Source organism: Mesorhizobium sp. M0862 (genome assembly GCF_040319795.1).
Lineage (GTDB): Bacteria > Pseudomonadota > Alphaproteobacteria > Rhizobiales > Rhizobiaceae > Mesorhizobium.
Genome location: NZ_JAMYOJ010000016.1, coordinates 52,319 through 71,379, shown reverse-complemented (window position 1 = coordinate 71,379; position 19,061 = coordinate 52,319). Strand labels below are relative to the sequence as shown.

Annotated in this window: 19 protein-coding genes; 7 read left to right on the top strand and 12 right to left on the bottom strand. The window is 57.9% G+C overall.

The features are described 5' to 3' along the window. Positions 1 to 15 precede the first annotated feature (15 nt). The 8 genes from NKI15_RS22565 to NKI15_RS22530 all read right to left on the bottom strand — a co-directional run bounded on the left by NKI15_RS22565 (position 16) and on the right by NKI15_RS22530 (position 5,622). Entirely contained in the window at positions 16 to 312 is a 297-nt protein-coding gene (locus NKI15_RS22565) for a DUF2604 domain-containing protein (RefSeq protein WP_023727902.1), read from the bottom strand. Positions 313 to 1,042: 730 nt separating this feature from the next. Then, complete coding sequence (locus NKI15_RS22560) at positions 1,043 to 1,231, bottom strand: hypothetical protein (protein WP_352887067.1); 189 nt, start codon at positions 1,229 to 1,231, stop codon at positions 1,043 to 1,045. 96 nt (positions 1,232 to 1,327) lie between these two features. Continuing rightward, positions 1,328 to 1,792 carry a hypothetical protein gene (locus NKI15_RS22555; RefSeq protein WP_352887065.1) on the bottom strand — a complete coding sequence of 155 codons (465 nt, stop codon included), beginning with the start codon at positions 1,790 to 1,792 and terminating at the stop codon, positions 1,328 to 1,330. 20 nt (positions 1,793 to 1,812) lie between these two features. Then, the gene (locus NKI15_RS22550; RefSeq protein WP_352887063.1) at positions 1,813 to 2,001 is read right to left on the bottom strand and encodes a hypothetical protein; all 189 of its coding nucleotides are present in this window, start codon (positions 1,999 to 2,001) and stop codon (positions 1,813 to 1,815) included. A 50-nt stretch (positions 2,002 to 2,051) separates the two neighbouring features. After that, entirely contained in the window at positions 2,052 to 2,198 is a 147-nt protein-coding gene (locus NKI15_RS22545) for a hypothetical protein (RefSeq protein WP_352887060.1), read from the bottom strand. A 174-nt stretch (positions 2,199 to 2,372) separates the two neighbouring features. Continuing rightward, positions 2,373 to 2,981 carry a GTP pyrophosphokinase gene (locus NKI15_RS22540; protein ID WP_352887058.1) on the bottom strand — a complete coding sequence of 203 codons (609 nt, stop codon included), beginning with the start codon at positions 2,979 to 2,981 and terminating at the stop codon, positions 2,373 to 2,375. Continuing rightward, positions 2,978 to 4,069, bottom strand: coding sequence for a hypothetical protein (locus NKI15_RS22535; RefSeq protein ID WP_352887055.1), 1,092 nt, complete (start codon positions 4,067 to 4,069; stop codon positions 2,978 to 2,980). The genes NKI15_RS22540 and NKI15_RS22535 overlap by 4 nt, the downstream gene beginning before the upstream one ends. Positions 4,070 to 4,527: 458 nt before the next feature. Further along, positions 4,528 to 5,622: a glycosyltransferase family 2 protein gene (locus NKI15_RS22530; RefSeq protein WP_352887053.1), complete on the bottom strand. Its 1,095-nt coding sequence runs from the start codon at positions 5,620 to 5,622 to the stop codon at positions 4,528 to 4,530. A gap of 175 nt (positions 5,623 to 5,797) precedes the next feature. Here NKI15_RS22530 and NKI15_RS22525 point away from each other — a divergent pair, with 175 nt between their 5' ends. Next, positions 5,798 to 5,971 carry a hypothetical protein gene (locus NKI15_RS22525; protein ID WP_156933880.1) on the top strand — a complete coding sequence of 58 codons (174 nt, stop codon included), beginning with the start codon at positions 5,798 to 5,800 and terminating at the stop codon, positions 5,969 to 5,971. Between the two features lie 179 nt (positions 5,972 to 6,150). On the opposite strand, the gene NKI15_RS22520 is transcribed toward NKI15_RS22525, so the two are convergent. Genes NKI15_RS22520 through yhhA form a run of 4 tightly spaced genes read right to left on the bottom strand, consistent with a single transcriptional unit; the run spans position 6,151 to position 9,944 of the window. Continuing rightward, positions 6,151 to 6,621, bottom strand: a complete 471-nt coding sequence (locus NKI15_RS22520; RefSeq protein WP_352887050.1) for a GNAT family N-acetyltransferase — start codon at positions 6,619 to 6,621, stop codon at positions 6,151 to 6,153. Continuing rightward, on the bottom strand, positions 6,611 to 7,603 hold the full coding sequence (locus NKI15_RS22515) for a hypothetical protein (protein WP_352887048.1): 993 nt from the start codon (positions 7,601 to 7,603) through the stop codon (positions 6,611 to 6,613). The genes NKI15_RS22520 and NKI15_RS22515 overlap by 11 nt, the downstream gene beginning before the upstream one ends. 8 nt (positions 7,604 to 7,611) lie before the next feature. Next, the gene (gene yhhB, locus NKI15_RS22510; protein WP_352887046.1) at positions 7,612 to 9,753 is read right to left on the bottom strand and encodes a cyclophane-forming radical SAM/SPASM peptide maturase YhhB; all 2,142 of its coding nucleotides are present in this window, start codon (positions 9,751 to 9,753) and stop codon (positions 7,612 to 7,614) included. Continuing rightward, entirely contained in the window at positions 9,750 to 9,944 is a 195-nt protein-coding gene (yhhA, locus tag NKI15_RS22505) for a YhhA family cyclophane-containing RiPP (protein WP_352538346.1), read from the bottom strand. The genes yhhB and yhhA overlap by 4 nt, the downstream gene beginning before the upstream one ends. A 594-nt stretch (positions 9,945 to 10,538) precedes the next feature. Between yhhA and NKI15_RS22500 the strand changes: the two genes are divergently transcribed. The 6 genes from NKI15_RS22500 (at position 10,539) to trbB (ending at position 19,056) form a co-directional block, all read left to right on the top strand. Beyond that, complete coding sequence (locus NKI15_RS22500; RefSeq protein WP_352887044.1) at positions 10,539 to 12,434, top strand: SIR2 family protein; 1,896 nt, start codon at positions 10,539 to 10,541, stop codon at positions 12,432 to 12,434. Between the two features lie 969 nt (positions 12,435 to 13,403). Further along, positions 13,404 to 14,057 (top strand): hypothetical protein, encoded by a 654-nt coding sequence (locus NKI15_RS22495; protein ID WP_352887042.1) that lies wholly within the window; start codon positions 13,404 to 13,406, stop codon positions 14,055 to 14,057. A 1-nt stretch (position 14,058) separates the two neighbouring features. Continuing rightward, complete coding sequence (locus NKI15_RS22490; protein WP_352887039.1) at positions 14,059 to 15,144, top strand: ImmA/IrrE family metallo-endopeptidase; 1,086 nt, start codon at positions 14,059 to 14,061, stop codon at positions 15,142 to 15,144. A 383-nt stretch (positions 15,145 to 15,527) separates the two neighbouring features. Then, complete coding sequence (locus NKI15_RS22485) at positions 15,528 to 17,558, top strand: conjugal transfer protein TraG (protein WP_352887036.1); 2,031 nt, start codon at positions 15,528 to 15,530, stop codon at positions 17,556 to 17,558. A gap of 119 nt (positions 17,559 to 17,677) precedes the next feature. Continuing rightward, positions 17,678 to 18,091 carry a CopG family transcriptional regulator gene (locus NKI15_RS22480; RefSeq protein WP_352887033.1) on the top strand — a complete coding sequence of 138 codons (414 nt, stop codon included), beginning with the start codon at positions 17,678 to 17,680 and terminating at the stop codon, positions 18,089 to 18,091. Further along, complete coding sequence (trbB, locus tag NKI15_RS22475) at positions 18,088 to 19,056, top strand: P-type conjugative transfer ATPase TrbB (RefSeq protein WP_352658177.1); 969 nt, start codon at positions 18,088 to 18,090, stop codon at positions 19,054 to 19,056. Before NKI15_RS22480 ends, trbB begins: the two co-directional genes overlap by 4 nt. Positions 19,057 to 19,061 lie beyond the last annotated feature (5 nt).

Here is a 19,061-nt window from a genome sequence, read left to right as displayed (position 1 = left end):
TCCACAGTTTGGAGTTCAGGCACCTGCGACACCCGCCTTCAGGCTGAGGAACAGGGTCACAGGGGTCGCGAAACCGAAATCGCCAACTTCTTTGTCGACGTCGAGCAAGGTGCCGGCCTCATCCTTGAATTCCCAATTCTCGGCCGGTTGGGCGACGTTCTGCGTATTCTCAAGTGCTTTGGTGCGAACGACGTGAAGCGGCTGGTTGGGATTGGCTTCGACCTGGGTGGGCTGCCCGTTCACCACCACCGTGATCTCGATCTTCCCGGGGCCGCCGCCGTGATTTTCGCCCTTGCCCGAATCCTTCGACATTGCCCTACTCCTGTGGCTTACCAACGGCCCCCAAGGCGCCAGTGCAGACCTGCTGGTGAGCGGGCTGGCGGTCTTCAATCGTCCACTCGGCACCACGAACCGCGAGTACGCGAAAGACAGGGACAAGCTACCGAATCGGTGCTGTCTTCTTTTATGCGGGACTTGAGCGGCAAGTAAACGGCCGAAACTGCTCTTCACAACTATAATCGATTAGAGCATTGATAAAATATTGGCGCCGTACCTAATTCCGCAACCACCGGCTTGGCAGGACCAGCTTCTCGTTTGCGACGACCCGTGCGCTCGAAAAGGCAAGTTTCAAGTCTTCTCGCGTACTTGCGAAATCGATGCTCCCGATGGGCAGCACGCAGTGCACGAGCGCGTATCACCCGGACGAACGCGCGGCCGCGCGGGACGCAGCATGACGTACCGGATTTCTATGTTCGCAAGGCCCGGCTGGCGATTGAGGTGGCCTGGGCCGATGGTTCGCGTGCCCGAATCCTGGCCGAACCGGGCTAGCTGCGCTACCCATTCGGCTACACGTTGGCGGGACCCGAAACGCATGCGCCAACACAGCAAGCCACAAAGCTGAAGCCTTTGTTCGCGGGCCAGTGAGCGCTTTAGCGTCGCGGGAAGGTGGCGGGAACGACTGGGATCGGCGCTTTGCTGCCTGGCAGCAATGGGCCGGAAGCGAACTGACAGTTTTCGGGCGCGGGTGTCACCGAATCGGACATCAAACACCTGACCGGCCAGCCCGTGCCGCTCGGTATCGGACGCAAAGGGTGCGGAATAATGCGCAGCGAAGCCGCTGCGCGCCGCCAGTCATGGGCGTGGTCGATCCGCCCTCGATCCATTCGGCAAGCACGTTGACCTCATCGATCGCCTTTTCCAGGCCGGCCGAACTGATCTTGATCGTCGGCATCAACAACGATGCGAGCGAACCTTCTTCAGAGTGAGCGCCGACAGCTCTATGTCGCTGACGAAGAATGGTCGTGGATGCTTATCGAGCGTCGCCTTGTCATGGGTCACCAGGAATGACGTCAGATCCTCGCCATGCTAGCCGCGATTTGCGAGGTAGAGCGATCTGCTCGATCAGCGCGCGATCGGCGGGACAATCGCTCCAATCGGTATCGAGAATCTCGCCCAACGCCTCGAAATAGGCCGGCACGAAACCGCCACGGAACGCAGCCTTCTTGTTCTGGAACGAAAAGCCAATCACGCGGTTCGCTAGCGTGTTGAAATAGAGCTTCAGCGCGTCCGACAGCATCGAGATGCAGGCGAGGCCGAGCACCTCCAGCACTGTGTCGGCATCCATCCATTCCTCAAGGAAGGCGGGCTCGCCGTCCTCGCTATAGGGCGGATTGTCGAACGGTGGGAGCTGGTTCTCGATGCGATGTTGCACATCGACGAAGGCCTTTGCGCTCTCCGAATAGAAGAGGCGGACGAACGCCGTGCGGCTTTTCAGGAAATAGCGCGCGTCCATCCGAGCCTTCCGATCTACCGTTAGAGCTTTGATGGCTGGTCGACGCCGAATAGGCGCCAGAATCCTTCGGTGAGGGGCTGCAGCGCGCCTTCCGCCATCGCGTCGTCAACGACCTCACTAAGATAGGCCGGATCCTGCCAGGCGGGCCCGACAGAATAGCCGTCGCCGAGGATCAAACGGTAGTCCTTGATCCCCGTCATCGTCGCCATAACAATCCACGGTCCTTCGATCCCATGAGGCCGCAGTCTCGCGATCAAGCTCACCACTGCGCCATCAGGTGATCAACGACATACTTTGGCCAGATGATCTTCTTCCCATCAACCTCGCGGCCAATCGCCCAGGCAAGGTCGACATAGCCGATCCGGTGATTGACCGACCAGGCGCACGCCCTGCTCCTGATCGACATCGACAAGGACGATCAGTCCGTCTAGCCCAACCATGTAGTGGATGCCGCCCATGGCCGCATATTTTGGCTGCGGCACGTATGTGTTTGAGCAGCTTTTTGCTCGTCGCCTCTCTCGAACTTAGCAACGGTTCAATTTTCACCCCAACGTACTTCCCGCGTGAGTCGCGTGCGCCACTAGCAAGACCGCTTTTTAAATAGGTCGTCAAAAATGCGATCGGCACCCCATGCCTGGGCGGATGTGAAGGCAAGCAAGCGTTCATCCTCAGGGTTAAACGGTTGCTCTCCTGGCTTATAGCCGAGATCGTGCTCTGCTTCGGACCATGCGTGCTGAAAAAGGGTCTTGATCTGCAACTCAAAGACATCCGGGACGAGTGCCTTGTCCTCAGCAGCGCCATACAGGTCGCTCGGCATTAGGAGGATGTGGTGCCTACCAAAGTATCCAAACTCCCATTGGTGCTGAGGAACGACGTGTTTCGATTCGATTGGTCGAAACTCCCGAAGGATGACCTCTTCGATCACCGGAACGTCGCTCGAATAGAAGGCAATTATCCTCGCGCCGATCTGATCTTGAATCTGGTTGAGCGGATCATCGTATTTCAGCTTATCACCGTCCGCCTTCTCCGCCTTGCTCATGAAGCGATCGATTGACTTTGGACGTGCGGTCACGCGGTCAACGCGAGGGGTGCCCGCAAAGATTTCGGTCAGATTGCCGATCAACGCTGTCGCTACCGGTGTCAGCGCTTTGGTGTACCGGTTCGTATAGTCGGTTCGAAGGTCCGTCATTTTGACCTCGCTATCTTCTCGGTCACGACAGAACCTACAGTGGAGTACTTGTATTCTCCGTCAACTTCAGCGTGGACCGGCTCCTTCGTGAAGACCTCATCAAAGTCGGCCGACGGCGCGGTAAGCACCGCTCCGGAGCTCAGCTCCACGGTGCGGTACGGCACCTGCTCAGTGAAGACAGGAGCGTCGAAAACGAAATTCTCAGCCTGGATTGCCGGATCCTTTATCTCGGCGAGGATTGCGTTGCGGGTGGGCTCAGAGAAGTGGAAGTGGTCAAGAAAGCCGTTCACGCTCGTGGTCTGTCCCTGCATACCTGGGCCGAGAGTGACCGCCGACGCGATCTCACTTTTGACGGTTACGTCCTTGGCTTTGCTGACCGCTGCTTTGAGCGCGAGCGCAAGCCGGCGCGTTCCGCGGGTAGGGGTCGTGCGAAGGGCGGAATCGAGGAAATCGTTGATCCAGTATTGAGAGACCTCACGCTCTCGACTCTCGATCTGTTTGTCGATGGCGCGGCCCGTCCAAAAGCCATTGGTCAGCGACGTATGCTGGTAGACGACCGCTTTGTATGAGTAAGCGTTTCTCATAAAGACGCGCTCAAGAAAGGCGAGTGTCAGGGTTGCCGCTTCTGTCTCCGCCAACACTGCACTGTGAGCTGGGAAGCGCGACACCACGATCTTACGGTTTTGGCCGTCCTGACCCGCTACGAGAAACAGCAGTCCCAGGCCTGACCGTTTGGTGGTGTGCTGCGCCAGCCGCTCGGCCAATAGACGGCCGGTGTCGATCGTCCCGTTGGTGAGGTGATTGATCAGAAGCGCTCGGCATGGGTTCCTCTGGGTGCCGTCTGCTCCCAGGCTGAACGCAATGTCGATTGTATACTCGTTGTCTGAGCGCAGATATACCTCTTCCAACAGGTCGAAGAGCTTACCCTGTAGTGGAACAACAGAGCCATTGATAGCGTCGATCTCGTCGGCACCTTTGCCAGGATAGACAAGGTATGTATAAATGCTTTGAATGGGCACGCTATTCCCCCCCTGAAGTAAGTGCAGAAAATCGAAAAATTGCCCCTTTGCTGCGGCTTGCTCGGCCACGTAGAAGCTTCTAGCACGAAATGTATCTCAAGCATTCGCTTGAAGATTGTCAAACGGCAGGCGCTAGAATGCGCTGCAGAAAGGAAACTGACCTCCCCATGATGCGATCTCCGTCAACGGGAATCTCTCATCGGGCCATTCTCAGCCTTCGCTATACGGGACAGAAGGCCGGCTATCGCTGATGAGCGATAACGACATCTGCCGGTTCGCTACCGGCCCAAACGCTGCGGGCGGCAATGCGCCTCAATGTCGGTCGCAGAGTTCAGTTTTGCGGTTGCCCAAAGCAGACAATCCCGCGATCGCTAGGGTCGCGGCTGCGCCAGAAGCGAAACACTGGCGAACTATGCACCCGAGCGGCGCCTATTCCCTTCCCAGCGCTTATTGTTTGGCAGGACTGCGGACCGAGCGGACCGGGTGCCTGAGGTAGATAGGCGTCATATTCGGAATGCCGACGGCGATTAAGGCAGGGAGTAATCGCGGGCCTTTTCTATGCAATCGGCGAAGAGCCCTGGTTGCCGTTCAGCCAGGTCGAAATATCCCTCCAGCAGTTGCCCAGGAGTCGTCCTCAGAGACTCGGACGCAACGGCGACTCTCTCCAGCAGGGGAACGAGGGGCGACCCCGTTAAGGATTTGATTGTTCGGCCATCAAGCGCCAACCGAACATGGGTGGGAACTAAAGCGAAAAGGATCAGCGTGTGAACCTGTCGGACAAACACGGCATTGGCGAACGCTTCCAAAGCATCGGACCTGTCGAATTCCCGCAGTGAGTGGTGGTTGGGATGCAAACTGGTCCAACGGTGCCACCAGCGGCTTTCCCGCGGAAATCCTGCAGTGGCGAATGTCCCCAGCGGGTTAGCCTCGGTCTTGCGTCGTGATGGATAGGCCACCGCTTCTGGAGCGCGTGTGCGCCTGGCCCCAACCATTTTCGCGCGAATAAAAAGCCGCGACGTTTCCGCGTGTATCTCGTCGCCTCTAGCATCAAACTCTCGGCGGTGTCCTCCCCATTTCAAATACTCGGACAGGCGATATCCGGCGACTTTGTCGTCGATGATAACTTCGTCGGCTTCAGGCACAAAAATGCACGATACCGCTTCGTCGGCGCATGCGCAGCAAGCGTGATAGCCGGGATATTCTGCAAGAAAAGTTTTTGTCGTTCGAGCGATGCCTTCGATCAGGTCTTGCGGCGCCGATAGTGCGGAAGCCGTCATAGAGGCGATGAAACCCCCACCATAGATGGTGTCGGCGTCGGCTTGAAGGATCAAGAACTCATTGTTGGGAATACTAAGTTCAGCGGCGAAGGTCTCCGCCATCGACACTCCCAGATGCCGCGGCGGCACGTAGCCGCGCTCGAGCGTCTGCCCCAACAGCACTGTTCCCACATTGGCATTCTTGATGGAATCCATCACATCAAGGGTGCCGTCAGTCGAGCCGTTGTCGACCAGGATCAACACTGTGTCGGGAGGAGTGGCACCCCTGCTGAAACCGAGCGAAATGCAGGTCTCAAGAAGCGAGGCCGCTTCATTTAGGCAGGGAACAACGACGGCTGTGTACACGGAAGCCTCGTGAAGAAAGAACGTTGGCCAAGCGCTGTTGGAACCGGTGCGATCGCTTTAGCACCTGCCTTGCCATGTGGAGCGACGCCCGACAATGCGCGGAACAAGGGACATGGCTGATGAGGGCGCGGCCTGCTGTGTATTGTGAGACCGATGTCAACGAGAAATTCCCCACGTGACGCCGCATAGAGATTTGCTCCGACCAATCGTCCAGGTGCATTTCACCGACACGCCGCGCTATGCGGGCACAGCATCGCGGATAGCCAAGCCATTGTCCCAGCCAGACCGTGTGATCACCGACGGTCTGGTCGATGGCGAGAAGCCGCCGAACGAGCACAGAACGTTTTGAGAAGACGACAAAATTATCCCGATCGCGGCAAAAATAGAGCCCTTTGAGCCTCGCCCATCGTCCGATCTCAGCATCGCGGACCTCGCCCTGCACTTCGGTCCGAAACGCGGGTCGCACATTCAGCGTCACTTGGTACAGATCCACCATTGATGACGGCTTTAGCCAGTTTGGTCGCATCATCACGCCGCGCGTCGCCAGACCATAAGAAGCTGCGTCGCCCCCGGTCGCGCGTCTTCTTTGAACCCAGCTTCCTCCGCTGCCCGTCGCGAGGCAAGATTTGACTTGCGCATGTGGGCATAGATCACGTCGTATCGGCTCGCCTCGCATGCCTTGCGGTAAGCAACTCTACCGATCCGGCGACCCTGACTTGGTTTATTGAGATAGATCTGAATAGACGCGTGGCGGCCCACCGGAGGCTCATCGATGACATTGATGAAGACAACGCCTGCCCGTCTGCCATTAGTTTCAATTTTCCAGGCCTCACCGCCGGGCCCGCCGCCACGTTCAGCTGTCCCTTTGGTGGGCGTGAGGACGACAAGATCAGGTTGAACAAACTCGAGGCTCGGTTTTGCCCGCACGTCTTTGGGTTTCGGCGTTGGGTGCTTAGGGCTGCGGCGAGGCGCTGCTGTTGGGGAAGGCTTAGCGCTCATAGATCCGCTCCAACGCCGGCACAATTCGAGCTGTGGCCTCTTGCCAATATTCGGCCGGGAAAAACCCCGGTGAATAGGCGACCACGATATCGACAAGCTGCGAGCCAAGACCGGACCAGTTAAGGGCGGCGGTCATGTCGTCAATCTTTCCCAAGATATGGTCCAAAGCTGGATCGAAGGGCTTCTCACGGCTCTTCCAATCTGTATCCCCGTCATAGCGATTGTTAAAGAAATCCATGTCGATATGAAGGACCGTTGGCCGGGCTGGTAGGTCTTCGAGCCAATCATCGATGTCGGGGGTCGAACGATACAGCCCAGGGCCGGTCTGCCTTGAAGTTGGCGTCAAATGCACTGCGGGCCGGAATTGGCTTGGATCCAGCAAATCGTCAGCCTGTCTGGTCAGTCCAATTGCGAAATCCTGGGTCTTGGTGACCTTTGGCGGTTGACACAGCTGGCGTACCTCAGCCTTCGGAAAACCGTGTAGAAAAGGCGTTAGAAAACTGCCCATCCCGATGGCTCCGCTTTCTATGGCCGCGCGCACAGACACGGGATTGCCAAGATCGCAAAACTCCCCGGTGATGGCGTCTTTCCACCTCCCGTTTTCCTCGAATAGGCGAGGACTCGCCAGATCCCGGTGGTCGTCTACGTGTAGGATTAGCACATGCTCGTCTGCACGGACGCCGGCGGCATGCACCCATTCACTCCAGCTTTGAAGGGTCCAGGAATCATATAAAACGCTCAGCACGTGTCGCTTGCGGGTGCGGGCCAGGGCCATCGTCGGTAGGGTGACGTTGCCATTCCACCATGCCAACCCCTCTTGCAGCCGTGGATCGACATGCCTTTCGAGACCATCCGGCCAGGATAGGTTCAAATGCCATCCTGCCGCTCCCAGAATGGCATCTGCATCCTTGTCACAGAAATAGTCGCGAAGAACCGCGTGTCGCCTGGACTTGGATGCCGGCAGGCGATCGACCGGGAGCATCAATGTTCTCACGCCGCTTCTAGCACCGACTCCGAGGCTTTCTTGAGGACTTCGGTCAAAGAGCGGCCTGTCTTGGTAAGCGGGCAGCTCAAAAGCGTCGCAAAGGCCTCTGCAAGGTGCTCGTCGGTGTCCCTGATCTGGTTGACCGCGCGATTGTGCAGGCGCGACGGCCCATTGTGCCGCACGAACTGCCAAAATCGGCGCAGTTCCACAAACACAAAGACTGCATGCAGCAGTCCGGAAGGTGGCCGCAAATCGTCCCGCCAGGGAGAAACCACGCGCATGTCGGTCGGTTCGACTGTGGGCGAGATGCGTTCGAGCAGGTAGAGCTTCTGGTGGCGATGCTCGTGAATCAAGGAATCGGCCAGATCATAGGGATCAATCAACCGCTCGCCTTGCCATACAGACACATAAAGCGCCCCAGGTACGGTGTTGTCACTGAAAGACACGATCTTCTCAGGGTGGGCCAAGGGGTCGCGAACGAATTGCACGGCGCGACAGGCCATGCGTATCTCCTTTGCCAAAGCTGGGCGCCACGTTTCGATAATCCGCAACGCCTCCTCGACGACCGACCGTGCCTGCGTAGCAAAAGCCTCTGATTCGAAATAGATGGCATCGCCGAACGGTTTGCGCAGCCAGCAATCCTCGCTGGCGACGGCCAAGGACGTCATGTCGCCTTCGGACCGGCCTAGCAAGTCGTCAAGGTAAGCCGGGTCGGCCGACAACGGTTGTCCGTCGACCGTATGCACCAGCCGCCCCAAATTCTGCGAGGCAAGCGTCCTTTGCCAGGCAACCGCTCCTGGCTGCTGGCAAAGCTCGGCCATTCGCTCCGGCTCGGTTTCGCCGAGATCGGCGACCTTTTGAAATTCTTCGGCAGGCAAAAAGCTGGCGGCTTCCAGAAACTCACTTCTCAGAGCATTGCGCGCTGCTTCGCACAGGAGTTCCATCTCCGCACCGCCAAGCTCGGCCGCTTCGTAGTGTTCAAACCGGAAGGTGTCCGGTAGCGTCTCGACCGGTCGCGCTCCGCCCTCCAACAGACCTTGGAGTCGCCCCTTGATATGGGCGACGAGTGCGGTCATTTCCCCGCAATAGACGGTTGGGTTGTCGAAGCCGTTCGCGCCGTAGCGGTGAGGTAGCGAGCCGCCACCGCAAATGTCGACGATCGCACATTCTTGACAAGTCACGCTGAGACCCGGCTTGCTGAGCAACTGTCTGTGCACGGCCAAGTGATCGGATGAAGCAATTGATGAAATCTCAGTGTCAGCAACGGTCCCGCCGATTTTCGTCGCACCGTCCTTCGTAACCTTCAACACATCCAGGTCGTGGTAACTGCCATCGGTCTCGATGCCGATGAGGCTTACGTCGCCAAGGCCAAAAGCGTCGGTGGTGGACGGCAGACCCGCGACCGCGTCAAGCAGCGCCTCGAACGTTCGCACGGACAGGTGCGGGTAGCGATCAAGCCAGACATCAAAGGCAATGCAAAGCCAGGCTTCATACAAATCAGGTCGTTCGCTGCGGCCAACCGGCTGACGCAAATGGTGTGCATCCGGCAACAGAAAATCCAGCTTGGGAACCGCATGCGAGGCGAAAAACGCAAGCAGGTCGTCCGCGGGCGTTGTAGGATCAACGACGGCGATGACGCCTGCAAAGATCTTGGGATGGCTTTTGAGACGCACCAGCGCATCTTGGACACGCTCGAAACTTGAACGGCCCCTCTTTGAATTCCGATGCTTGTCGTTGGCGTATTTCGGCCCATCCAGGCTGAGCGAAATGCTGATATCGGCGGCCTCAAACGCTTCAAGTCCCGCTTCGGTCAATAAGAGGCCGTTTGTCTGCAGCCCGATATCGACCGCAGATGGGGTCGCGGCACGGATCTGGCCCGCGAAGGCTACGATTGTCTCGACGCCGGCTAGCAAAGGCTCGCCGCCGTGGAAGATGACCGTGCAGCGCTTGATCGATTCTTCAGCCAAGTAAGTCGCAAGCCTTTCTACAAAAGCGCTACGATCGCCAGCCGAAAGCAGCTTCGGCATCGAGCGCCAAGACTGATCCGCATGGTGGTATACGTAGCAATAGTCGCAGTCGAGGTTGCAGCGCGAGGCGACCTTAACCAGGAACGACGTAATCCGGGGTGGCGCCTCGCTAACTGTCATGACCGGCTATGGCGATGATGCATCCTGTCATAGCTTGTGATGACGTCGCTTGGTTCAGCCTGGGACAAGACGCGCCCCTGCAGTCGTTGCAGGGCGGGGTTGGCCAGACGGCCCTTCAAAAGCGCCGTGCGTACGTCACGATTCGGCACGGCTGAAGGGGTGGACGCCTGTTGCTGATTTGGATTTGGCATTTGTAGCTCCAGATTTTTGACCACCCGATTATAGCATGCGAAAGCACATACGCTACTAGATTTCAATTTGGCTTCTGGGGCCCATTGGTTCGAATCCGCGAGCCAAGAAATGTATTGAAATCGACCCTCTCAATAGAAAATCCAATAATGTTGGCGATCTAGCGGGGCAGGATGACCGAAAGCGTCCTAGGCGAGCGCTTGGTTGGGATTGTCCTGTAAATTGTGTCAAAAAATCATCGCTAATTTCTTTTTGGCTATCGACATACATATCCGGCGATAACTTAGTAAAAGATAAACCTTGCTTCACATGCTGCGATCTTAGCTGGGTTCGCTTGAGTTTTTTCCAATGCATTAGAGACATCGTCGAAATTTTTTGTACAACTCAAGTGTATTCAATATTGGCGGTCAACCTAGGTGATACCAAGGATGGATTCGGTGTCTGCACCACTCGACGGTCCCGTTCCCGTCAGCGTCAGAGAGCTGAGTATTCAGCTCAAGATCGCAAAATCAGGATGCGAGTGGGGAGAGGGACAGCGCTGCACGGGAGCGGTCTTTTTGATAGGCGCCGGATGTTCGCGATCTGCGGGCATACCCATGGCCAGCGAAATAGCGAAGGATCTGACGCGCGAGTTGGCGAAACTTCAGAGTGCGCCTGAAACGGAGACGCTGGACCCGTCACGCGCTCTGATTTGGCTCGATGAGCGAGAATATCTTACGGATATAGCTAGGCTGTTACCCAACTTTGATGTGGGAGACCCCAATTGGGGACGGCTATACGGCTATCTGTTCGAGCAATTTTTTCGATCAGATAACAAACAGCGTGCAATCATCAAGGCAGCGATCGATCGCAGTGAAGGCAAGGTGAATTGGGCTCACATTTGCCTTGGTGAGCTGGTGCGTTGCCACTATGCCCACACGGTCCTGACCACCAACTTTGATCAGCTCGTACTCCAGGGTATCATCTTGGCGGGGATGATACCTGTGGTGGCTGATGGTCTGTCGGCGCTGAGCCGTGTTGCCTCACTCCCAGACCATCCCCAAGTCGTCCATCTGCACGGATCGATGTATACCTATGAGCTTAGAAATAGCGTGGGGGATACGTTCGCTACTCAAGACGACCTGTCCATGCAGGGAACAATGTTTGGCCTGAAAGACGCTGAGCTATTGGTTGTGGTTGGTTATTCAGGCAGCGAGGAGGGCGGTGTTGTCACCCTCCTGGAACGAGCCTGCGCAGCGATACCCAATCTGATGGTGTTTTGGGTCCTGTTTGAGGATTCAATTGAAGCGTTGAATCCCCGCGTGAGGAAAATGTTGGCAGGCCGAAATAAGTTCGCGATTCTGAATCAGGACGCTGACAAGTTCTTTGCACAGCTGGTCCGAGGTCTTGGATTTGGCGCACCTGGTTGGATGACCGACCCGCTAGCTGTGCTCGACAGCCGAAAAAAACTTATCGCTGATCCGACAGATCCGGTCATTGCACGTCTCAAACGCGACTTCGGCCTTGGGATCGGGCGTCTGCGTAGCGCATCAGCTCCAAGCGCTGAGGACATGATCCTCGAACAGGCAACGATTGACAGCCTCGGCGGACGGGATAGCAGCGTTGTACTAGGTGTGACGGAAGCCATGGCATCGAGCGACCCCGATGCTGCCAGATTACGTGCGATCAGTCTTGGCCGCTTAGGCAGCACTGCAAAGGCATCTGACCTGTTGGCAGCGAGTGTGAAGGCTTGGGCGGCATTCTTCGAAGCTGGCGGGGCCGATGACGGCAAGGCACGTACAATCTTGGCACAGACCCTCTTTGATCTTGCAGAAGCTCCTGGGAATCAAAATGGGGTCCAGTCGAAAGAAGCCTTCCGCCGGGCCATGGAAACATTCCGCGCTGCGACAGAGGAGATTAATCCAACACTTTCGCGATCGGACTGGATTGAATCTGCCTTGGGGTTTGCGGAGTCGGTTGCTGAGCAGGGAGACGAAGGTGCAGCGGTTAATGACCTCACCGCCGCTATCGAAATTCTGGACAGAGCGCTCACGGTTTTGACCGGAGGCTCACAATCGCGTCAAAAATTGGCGGCCGAAGAGAGGCTGGGGATCCTGCTGTGCATGCGTGCCCGGCAAAGCAAGTCGGAGGCCGATTATCACAGAGCGATAGATATCCTGGAGGACGTTTCGCAGCGGGCAGTCGCTCCTGAATCGTGGTCCGCGGGTGTCGTGAGGAATCTGGCTGTGGCTTTCCGTGGGTTGGCCGAATTGATCAAACACGACGCGCCGGACGAGGCGAAGGACAGTTACCGTCGTGCCGCAGATCTATATCAGGAATCTGCCAGACTTTATCTCGGTGGCCTTCGGGATATAGATGAAAGCGAGGCACTTCAGGCTGCCATGTGGGCTTACGAAGAGGCGGAGAAACTCTACTTAGTTCTCAAAGACGCCGATGCCGCGGTTCTGATCGAAGGAGAATTGCGTCGCATCCGCGCCGAGCTTGAAAAATAACCGCGTCAGGTCAGTTCGCGACGGCGCCCACACCATGGCGAACTGTTCAATCTGGCGCGGAATAGGCTTTAGGGTTGGAAAGAGGCCGCTAGAAACAGTGGGTGGCGGAGGAAGACGTGAATCTAGCGCCTATTGTGAAGCTCGTGCGCGCTTATGATGCCACCGAATGGGAGATTTTCATCTCGGAATGGCAGAAAGGGTCTGAGCGGCTATACGTCCGTCAAGCGACTTGGTCGATCGGGTGACCAGGGACGCGATGTCATCGGGTTGTGCTCATCCGCCGGCTGCCAAGGCGTGTGGGACAATTACCAACGCAAACACTATGAAGTCCCGCTTTCGACGCCCACGGCGTGTGAGGACGCTGGCAAGATCATCTTCCATGGGCGCATTCACCTCCTCCTCGAAGATGCTCGTTCGTCGCGCCTCGCGGGCCAAGCACAGAGTTGCGTGACCATTGCTTCGTCCTGACAAATTCAAGGCTGAGGTCATAGCGACGTGGGACAGGCGCGTTGCGGGCGATAGTGCGATCGCAAGCACACCCTTGAAGGATCGCGCATTCAAGGCGTTCTCGGAAATGCTGGCCAACCTTCAGTTGATCACTCTGGAAAATGTCGATGTTCCAGCGTGGTTGGAGGGGCAACCCCATGTAACGCATTTCACCGGCAAGCGGCCGCAGGGCGCGCGGGCCTGTTTCCGAAATAGGAACTCGCTCGCGCACTCGAAGCAAAGGCGAAAGCTTCTACAAGCGCGATCGGATGACGCGCTTCCCATTTCTCCTTCAGTCCTAGGCACCCTGCACTTACGGCAGCCGGCGAGCTCTCATGTTTGAAAGCCGTCGGTCGCTCGCGGAAAGCCCGCGGCGCCGTTTCTCCATCGGCATATCGGGACTGCTTTTAAAACACTGCCGCCCCACTGGACTTCATTTTCGTTACCTGCTAGAAGGTGAAAAAAATGAAGTTGGATCGGTCAATGAGCACTGTAGCAAGCGCCTCACTCTACCAGCATCCTTTTGACGCTCGCCGCCGTCTAATGGAACTGGGCATCTCTGTTGAGGCCTTGATCAAGGCTGTACAGGCTGGGCACTTGGCCCGGTTGAATTGCACTGACAATGACCCGCCGTTCATACCCGGTACCGAAGCCTGGAGAATGGTAGTGCGCACTCTGCGAGATGAGTTGGTGCCGCTTGGTTGGCGCAAGGACGATCCGAGCAACTACTCGTTGGTGATCAACGATTCGAGTAAGATCAACATTGTCGTAGCAAGTGCCGACCACCTCACTTGCAGATGGCCCGGCATGCCAAGAACAAAGTCACTCAAGGGTCTCTTTACGGAGGCGGCCGTCTTGAAGAACAGTGTGGAGGGCGATCTCTTTCCCGATACAGTGAAAGCTGATCTGCTCCGGGCTGTGACGGTCCTTAACTACAAGACTTATATGCTGCTAATAAACATTGATGATGAACAATGCCGGGCCGAGCTGTCCTTGCCGTCAGACTACGACGACCAAATGGTGACCGATTGGGCTGAACGCATTTTCATCCCCATACCTGGTGTGGACGGCGGCGTGCCGCAGAAGATAGATAACACGCCCGATATCGACGTGCCGGTGAAGCGCAAGGCCGCATAAAATGTTCAACAAATCGCGGCTGAAAGTAGCTCGTCAGCGCGCCGGGCTGACGATGCGAGAACTTGCGTCCAGAGTTGGTATCGAACCTCGTACTGTGACCGGTTATGAGGCTGGGGAATACCTGCCTAGCGATGACGTAGCTCGGAAATTCGCGCGGGTACTCGGCTTCGCTCTCGAATTCTTCATGGCTGACGACCTGGACATTCCACTGGTGGAAGGTGTGAGCTTTCGCTCTATGAGCAAGATGACGGCTCGGCAGCGAGATGGTGCGATCGCCGCTGGCGCTGTAGCCTTCCTTCTTTCGGACTGGCTGGACGGAGAGTTTGACCTGCCGGACGCTGACCTACCGGACATGCGAGAAGAGTTACCTCAGACTGCGGCAGCCGGGCTGCGAGACTATTGGGGCTTGGGCAACAGACCCATTAAGAACACGGTTCATTTGCTAGAGCTGAAAGGTGTTAGAGTCTTCTCCCTTGGGGAAGATGGCAAAGAGGTCGATGCGTACTCGCTGTGGCGGGGGGCGCGGCCTTATGTGTTTTTAAACACCCAAAAATCGGCAGAACGAAGCCGATTCGACGCGGCGCATGAGCTCGGGCACCTCGTGTTGCACAAGCATGCTTCGCCAAATGGCCTGGAGGCTGAGAAGCAGGCTAATGAGTTTGCCGCAGCCTTCTTGATGCCAGAGGCGCCGCTCCGGGCTGTGGGGCGAGTTTCCGGGCTTCCAAAAGTCGTGCAATTGAAGCAAGAGTGGTCGGTATCGGTTGCTGCTATGGCTTACCGACTGCACGAGATCGGCCTCCTTACCAAATGGAATTACCAGCAGATTTTCGTCGAGATCTCTAGGCGGGGCTGGCGGACTGCAGAGCCTTCGCCAATTCGACGCGAGCAATCCCAGATCTGGCAGAAGGTGCTAAGCGAGGTTCGCCGGGATGAACAGTTGGGATTAGTCGGGTTGTCCCAGCTTCTTTCGTTGCCTGAGGCGGAGCTGGCGAAACTGTTGTTTGGTCTCGTGACCGTTGGTGTGCCGTCGGCCCCGCGGAGAGAACCAATTACGCCTCCTCGTGGCCAGCTAAGGCTGGTGAAGTAATCCAAGGTGGACCACGATTATTTTGGTGCACCATCTACTGTGCGGAACGCAAATCGTACGCGCCCGGCGCGATGGAAGTTAACTTCCAGCCGCAGTTCGAACGGAAGCTTTGAGTATTGCGAAATTTGTCCCCAGACGTTCGACATTGAGGTCGGATGCTGAACGGTAGCTAGTCCCGAATAGACACTTCAAACCTGCCAGTCCGTTTCCGGCCAATACAAGTCATTCGCTGGTCACCTTCGCGATGACATTTCTTGGCGAACCCAACCGTCCAAGCCTGCAACGTTCGCTGGATCGCACGGGCGCGTATATTGGGTATCTTCGATACTCTGAAACGTCACGCCATGCTGCTTCCGTTTAACAATACCTCGGAGGCTGCGCCCATGACACCGACGAAGCTCCTTGTCGGTCAGATCGTAGTTGTATTCGCCATCGTCATCCTCGGCGTATGGACAGCGACTCAATGGTGCGCCCACATGCTGGATAATCAGCTGCAGCTTGGCGCGCCATGGTTTGTCGCGGCGGCCTGGCCGATCTACAAGCCGTGGAAACTGTTCGAATGGTGGTTTCAATTCGACGCCTACGCCCCTGAGGTCTTCGACAAGGCCGGCATGCTTGCCGGAGCCAGCGGATTCCTGGGGTGTGCGGCCGCAATAGCTGGCTCCCTCTGGCGCGCGCGGCAGAGGGGGTTGGTCACCACCTACGGTTCCTCACGATGGGCCGCGGCTCGGGAAATCGAGAAGGCAGGCCTGTTTGAGCCGGCCGGCGTTTTCCTTGGCAAACTGAAGGATCACTATCTGCGCCATGACGGGCCGGAACACGTCATGGCCTTTGCGCCGACACGTTCGGGCAAGGGCGTCGGATTGGTCGTTCCAACGCTTCTTTCCTGGACCGGCTCGGCCGTCATTCACGACATCAAAGGCGAGAACTGGCAGCTGACCTCCGGCTGGCGGTCGAAGTTCTCGTACTCCCTTTTGTTCAACCCGACCGATCCAAGGTCGGCGCGGTACAACCCGCTGCTGGAAGTGCGCAGGGGCTCAGATGAGGTCCGCGACGTTCAGAACATCGCCGACATTCTCGTCGATCCGGAAGGCGCGCTGGAGCGGCGGAATCATTGGGAGAAGACTAGTCATTCACTCTTGGTCGGGGCCATCTTGCACGTGCTCTACGCCGAAGAAGAAAAGACGCTCGCCCGCGTCGCCAGTTTCCTGTCGGATCCGCAACGCTCGTTTGCCACGACACTGCTGCGGATGATGACCACCAACCACCTCGGCACGGCGGACAAACCTCGGGTCCATCCCGTCGTGGCCTCGGCGGCTCGCGAGGTGCTTAACAAATCAGAGAACGAGCGCTCAGGCGTTCTCTCGACCGCCATGTCGTTTCTCGGTCTCTATCGTGACCCGACCGTGGCCGCGGCAACATCGGCCTGCGACTGGCGCATTGCCGACCTCATGGATGCGGAACGACCGATGTCGCTCTATCTCGTGGTGCCGCCATCGGATATCTCGCGCACCAAGCCACTGGTGCGACTGGTGCTCAATCAGATCGGCAGGCGACTGACGGAGCGGCTGGAAGGTGACCCGAAGAAGAGCCGCAAGTACCAACTGCTCATGATGCTGGACGAATTTCCGGCTCTTGGCCGCCTCGACTTCTTCGAGACCGCGCTCGCCTTCATGGCGGGTTACGGCATCCGCGCCTATCTGATCGCGCAATCCTTGAACCAGATCTCCAAAGCCTATGGCGAGAACAACGCCATTCTCGACAATTGCCATGTGCGCATTGCCTTTTCCTCCAACGACGAGCGCACGGCCAAACGCATCTCGGATGCGCTCGGTACGGCGACGGAACTCAGGTCCATGCGCAACTACGCCGGCCACCGGCTGGCGCCCTGGCTCTCGCACGTCATGGTCAGTCGCCAGGAGACCGCTCGCCCGCTGCTGACGCCTGGCGAGGTGATGCAGTTGCCGCAAGCTGACGAATTAATCCTTGTTTCGGGGTTGCCGCCGATCCGCGCCCAGAAGTTGCGCTACTACCAGGATCCCAATTTCACCGAACGGGTGCTGCCGGCGCCGGTGTTGCGGGAGGGTGTGTACGCGGACTGTCCTGCGTCGCGCCCCGACGATTGGAGCGGACAAGTCCGCAATGTTGACCGCCGTCTCGCTGCCGATGACGAAAACGCCGGCGCGGCAATCGAAGAAGAGGGCGGCGTGCAACAGCAGCGTCATCCCGGCCTGCCTGAAGAACACGTCGTCGTCTCTCAGGAGCCTGATCAAGACGACCTCTTCAATCTGGCGGACGATGACGCCGAGGCACTCGCAGACAAGCGTGTCATGGACCGGGTTTCTACCGCGGCGAGCGCCTACGGTATCAACGAGGGAAGGGGCGACGACAAGGACATCATCCCCGGCTTCTAAGTGCTTCCGCGGCTCAGGCGTATCTCGGCGTAGATAACGCCCATAAGCGATTTTGCCGATCTCGACGATGTTCGTTCCCGCCGCCGGCGCATCAGCGCCGGCCAGTCGGAACGAGACATATGAAGTCCCACCGCATCCGCCACCAGTTTCTGCTCGAACCCGCGTTAAGCGAGAAGCTGGAAACCCTCAGCCGCAACCCGTCGACCACAAAATCGGCGATCGTCGCAAAAGCGGTCGAGGCCTTCATCGAGCGGCGTGGCCAGAACGAGCTCGACAATCGTTATGGCAGGCGGCTCGACCGTCTTTCCCGCGACCTCGACCATATCCGAGCCGATATCGAGGTGATCCTAGAGAGCCTGGCGCGCTTCATACGCTTTTCGATCACGCTTCATGCCCACACGCCAGTCCCGGATCGGGCAACACAGGCGATTGCCCAAGAGCGCTTTGACAAATTCATCGAGCAGGTCGGTCGCCAGATCGCCTCCGGGAAGCGCTCGCTTGGCAACGGCAATGGCAACGGAGGCGAAGGATGAGCTCTCATCCAGAGGCCGACCATCGCCGCCGCGCCATGCTGCGCACAGCCATGGGCTCCGCGATCACCGAGGCCCTTGCCGATCCGACCGTCATCGAGGTGATGGTTAATCCCGACGGCGCGCTGCGGCTCGACAGGTTGGGAGACGGCCGGGTCGACACAGGTGTGCATATGCACCCTTCCGAGGCGGAACGCATCATCCGCCTCGTTGCCTCCCACGTGCGCGCCGAGGCACATGCTGACAATCCGATTATCAGCGCTGAACTGCCATCGGGCGAGCGGTTTGAGGGGCTGCTACCGCCTGTCGTTCTGGCGCCGTGTTTCGCAATCCGCAAGCCGGCGGCAAAACTCTACACGCTGGCCAACTATGTCGCCGACGGCATCATGCTGCCGCTTCAGGCCGAGGCGCTGAAGAAGGCAGTCCGCGAGCGGAGCAACATCCTGGTCGTCGGCGGCACGTCGTCGGGCAAAACCACACTTGCCAATGCGCTGCTGGCGGAAGTCGCCGAAGGTGATGAGCGGGTGATCCTGATCGAGGACACGCGCGAACTGCAATGCGCAGCCAAAGACTGCGTTGCGTTGAGGACGAGGCGAGGCTCGGTCACGCTCGCCGATCTTGTGCGCTCGACCCTGCGGCTGAGGCCCGACCGCATCATCGTCGGCGAAGTCAGAGGCGCGGAAGCCCTCGACATGTTGAAGGCGTGGAACACAGGTCACCCCGGTGGCATCGCCACGGTACACGCCAATTCGGCGCGCTCGGGCCTCTACCGCATCGAGCAGCTCGCCCAGGAAGCTGTTGTCACCGTCCCCCGCCGACTCATCGCCGAGGCGATAGATCTGATTGTCTTCATCGCTGGCCGGGGATCCTCGCGCCGAATCGACGCGATTGCCGAGGTCACGGGCCTCGACGGCAGTGGCGATTACGCCGTTATCCAGCTCACCCTTCCGCAACTCCAGCAGCTTTGAAAGGT

Excerpts from the sequence above, each read along its gene's own strand:
- NKI15_RS22565 (WP_023727902.1), bottom strand. The coding sequence starts at position 312 with ATGTCGAAGGATTCGGGCAAGGGCGAAAATCACGGCGGCGGCCCCGGG.
- NKI15_RS22560 (WP_352887067.1), bottom strand. The coding sequence starts at position 1,231 with ATGCCGACGATCAAGATCAGTTCGGCCGGCCTGGAAAAGGCGATCGAT.
- NKI15_RS22555 (WP_352887065.1), bottom strand. The coding sequence starts at position 1,792 with ATGGACGCGCGCTATTTCCTGAAAAGCCGCACGGCGTTCGTCCGCCTC.
- NKI15_RS22550 (WP_352887063.1), bottom strand. The coding sequence starts at position 2,001 with ATGGCGACGATGACGGGGATCAAGGACTACCGTTTGATCCTCGGCGAC.
- NKI15_RS22545 (WP_352887060.1), bottom strand. The coding sequence starts at position 2,198 with ATGTCGATCAGGAGCAGGGCGTGCGCCTGGTCGGTCAATCACCGGATC.
- NKI15_RS22540 (WP_352887058.1), bottom strand. The coding sequence starts at position 2,981 with ATGACGGACCTTCGAACCGACTATACGAACCGGTACACCAAAGCGCTG.
- NKI15_RS22520 (WP_352887050.1), bottom strand. The coding sequence starts at position 6,621 with ATGAGCGCTAAGCCTTCCCCAACAGCAGCGCCTCGCCGCAGCCCTAAG.
- NKI15_RS22515 (WP_352887048.1), bottom strand. The coding sequence starts at position 7,603 with ATGCTCCCGGTCGATCGCCTGCCGGCATCCAAGTCCAGGCGACACGCG.
- yhhB (WP_352887046.1), bottom strand. The coding sequence starts at position 9,753 with ATGACAGTTAGCGAGGCGCCACCCCGGATTACGTCGTTCCTGGTTAAG.
- yhhA (WP_352538346.1), bottom strand. The coding sequence starts at position 9,944 with ATGCCAAATCCAAATCAGCAACAGGCGTCCACCCCTTCAGCCGTGCCG.
- NKI15_RS22500 (WP_352887044.1), top strand. The coding sequence starts at position 10,539 with ATGGCCAGCGAAATAGCGAAGGATCTGACGCGCGAGTTGGCGAAACTT.
- NKI15_RS22495 (WP_352887042.1), top strand. The coding sequence starts at position 13,404 with ATGAGCACTGTAGCAAGCGCCTCACTCTACCAGCATCCTTTTGACGCT.
- NKI15_RS22490 (WP_352887039.1), top strand. The coding sequence starts at position 14,059 with ATGTTCAACAAATCGCGGCTGAAAGTAGCTCGTCAGCGCGCCGGGCTG.
- NKI15_RS22485 (WP_352887036.1), top strand. The coding sequence starts at position 15,528 with ATGACACCGACGAAGCTCCTTGTCGGTCAGATCGTAGTTGTATTCGCC.
- NKI15_RS22480 (WP_352887033.1), top strand. The coding sequence starts at position 17,678 with ATGAAGTCCCACCGCATCCGCCACCAGTTTCTGCTCGAACCCGCGTTA.
- trbB (WP_352658177.1), top strand. The coding sequence starts at position 18,088 with ATGAGCTCTCATCCAGAGGCCGACCATCGCCGCCGCGCCATGCTGCGC.